This window comes from Moorena sp. SIO4G3 (assembly GCF_010692305.1).
Taxonomy (GTDB): domain Bacteria; phylum Cyanobacteriota; class Cyanobacteriia; order Cyanobacteriales; family Coleofasciculaceae; genus Moorena; species Moorena producens_A.
Map to the genome: position 1 here is coordinate 1 of NZ_JAAHIG010000633.1, position 2713 is coordinate 2713.

Consider the following 2713-nt stretch of genomic DNA (forward strand, 5'->3'; position numbering starts at 1 on the left):
GCTGCCACCAACAGATACATTGGAGCAGGTCGAAAGACCAGAATATCTAGGAGCCGTGTGAGGTGAAAGCTTCATGCACGGTTCTGAAGGAGAGGTGCTCCCCTTAATAGGGGACATCGACTCTAACCCATAGGATGCAGGTGGAAACCCTGCCCTTCAAGAGAGAAAGTGACTCCCTATCTTGGCCACGCCGAGAATTAGGCATAACTCAGAGCGAAGCTGGCACCAGGGCGCAATCAGACCCAAATCAGATGTGGGACACTGGCGCTAACGGGGAGGTGACACGGGTAGATTAACAAAAGTCCTGAAAAAGCGTCTAAACTCTAAGCCGCAATCTGACAAGTATATGTGAGACTTAATTCCCTACATCCTCACGGCGTTTTTGTGTAGGATAGCCGTAATCTCTGAGGAGGGAATAGGCGAAATGGACTGCCCTAAATCACCACAACAATCCAATGGACGGAACAAGTAAAAACGACAGCAATTGAGTCTGAGGAACGGTCGAACCCTCAGTAAGTGATGCCACACCTAATCCTCACTGCCGGGTAGGATGCAGCCGGAAACTGGCTGCGGGTATTCAGAATACACAAATTCTAGGAGAGCATGATTAGACACATGGGAAACCATAGTGAATCTTGGAAGAAGCAACCGTGGAAGAAACTCCGCCAGAACCTATTCCGCCTACAAAAACGAGTGTATAAAGCAGTTCGAGAAGGCGACCTTCGGAAAGCTAGGTCTTTACAGAAACTGATTCTAAAATCCCGCTCAGCACAACTTTTGGCCGTCCGACAAGTGACCCAACTAAATAAGGGTAAGAAAACGGCGGGAATTGATGGCAAGTCCAGCCTCAAATACCGGGAACGGATGGCACTGGTAGAAACATTGAACCACTATGCAACTGACTGGAAACATAGCGGACTACGAGAAGTACCCATCCTTAAAAAGAATGGGAAAACTCGGATGTTAAAGATACCAACCATCGCCGATAGAGCATGGCAATGTCTAGCAAAATACACCCTGGAACCAGCACACGAAGCCACATTCAGTGGTAACAGCTACGGTTTCAGAACAGGGAGATGCGCCCAGGATGTCCAAAAGAGGTTATTTTTACATCTAGCCTCAAACAAAAAAGGCATAACCAAACGCATCATCGAACTAGACATCAAGAAATGCTTCGACCGGATTAACCACACCAGCATTATGGATAGATTGCTAGCACCGACATGTCTGAAACAGGGGATATTCAGATGTTTAAAAGCGGGCGTCAATCCGGAATTTCCAATGCAAGGCACTCCTCAAGGTGGTATAGTCAGCCCTCTACTAGCAAATGTGGCACTCAACGGAATAGAGGACATACACACTAGTTTGCGCTACGCAGACGACATGGTATTCATCCTCAAACCAAAAGACAATGCTGAAAATATCCTCCAAAAAGTCAAAAACTTCTTGGCAGAAAGAGGAATGGAAATCAGTGAGGAAAAGACCAAGTTAACTAAAGCGACAGATGGATTTGACTTCCTGGGGTGGCACTTCCGCGTCAGACAAGATGAAAAGTTCTCATGCACTCCCTCAGTGGATAATCATAGAGTAATTCGTCAGAAAATCAAAGCCATTGTTAACAACTCGAACTATGGTGTCGAAATAAAAGCCACGAAATTAGCACCCATCGTTCGCGGATGGCGTAACTACCACAGCAGCTGCGACATGAGCAGCAGCAGGGATAGCTTATGGTTCATGAACTTCACCGCTAACAGAAAATTCCGAAGGAATAAGAAAGTAAACCGGTACCAAGCTAATGAACTGTGCAAAAAGGCATTTCCAAAAGTGGGATACAAACAAAACCAACACGCAAATGTAAAGGGGACTAAGTCACCCTATGACGGTGACTTAGTTTATTGGAGCAACCGTAATTCCCGGTTATACTCAGATGCTACTTCAGACGTACTAAAAAGGCAAAACCATACTTGCGGACACTGTGGGTTGAAGTTCCTGGAAGGCGAGGACGTACAACTACATCATGTAGATGGAAATCACGACAACTGGTCTAAAAAGAACTTACTAGCAGTTCACCAGAGCTGCCACCAAATGATTCACTGGTCAAGGATAGAAGCATATCCCTCTGACCAACAAATCAAAAACAAGAAAAGCAAGGGCACTCCGAAAGGAGAGAATATCTAGGAGCCGTATGCGGTGAAAGTCGCACGTACGGTTCTGAAAGAGAGGTGCCCTGGGTAATACCAGGCATCGACTCTACCTGATTCTACTGGAAAAACTGAACCTAATCCCCGTTTTTACAGGACGGGAGAAAAACGCCTTAAGTTCTATCAGCGCAGAGTTTATAGAAAAAAGAAAGGCTCATCCAACCGTAGAAAAGCAGTTAACAGATTAGGTAGACAGCACCTTAAAATAAGTAGGCAACGTGAAGAACATGCCAAGAGACTGGTTAGAAGTTACCGTAAGATAGTGGAGCCTTATTACAAAAGATTTAACCCTTTTATGCAAAGCCGAACACCCATAAAGGCTCCACTATCTAAGGTTTCGTCTCCGGCACGTTGCGTAATCCGGTTTAACGACCTGGTCGCCTATGAAGATTTAAGAGTTGTGCGATTCGTTGGTTAGAAACCGAATCTCAATGATGCGGGGGATTAACCACAAGGAAAATACCTTGATAACTTGATTACCATGTTGGTGAAAGACCAACCCTCGCGAAATC

General features: G+C 45.5%; 2 protein-coding genes and 1 pseudogene. All 3 read left to right on the forward strand.

Annotated elements, in window-relative coordinates; translation table 11 throughout:
* Positions 1-140: 140 nt before the first annotated feature.
* Positions 141-296 (forward strand): hypothetical protein, encoded by a 156-nt coding sequence (locus tag F6J99_RS43970; protein WP_293123480.1) that lies wholly within the window; start codon positions 141-143, stop codon positions 294-296.
* Positions 297-615: 319 nt separating this feature from the next.
* Positions 616-2178, forward strand: a complete 1563-nt coding sequence (locus F6J99_RS43975; protein ID WP_293123483.1) for a reverse transcriptase domain-containing protein — start codon at positions 616-618, stop codon at positions 2176-2178.
* 78 nt (positions 2179-2256) lie between these two features.
* Positions 2257-2442 (forward strand): annotated as a pseudogene (locus tag F6J99_RS43980) (transposase); the annotation flags it as partial.
* Positions 2443-2713 lie beyond the last annotated feature (271 nt).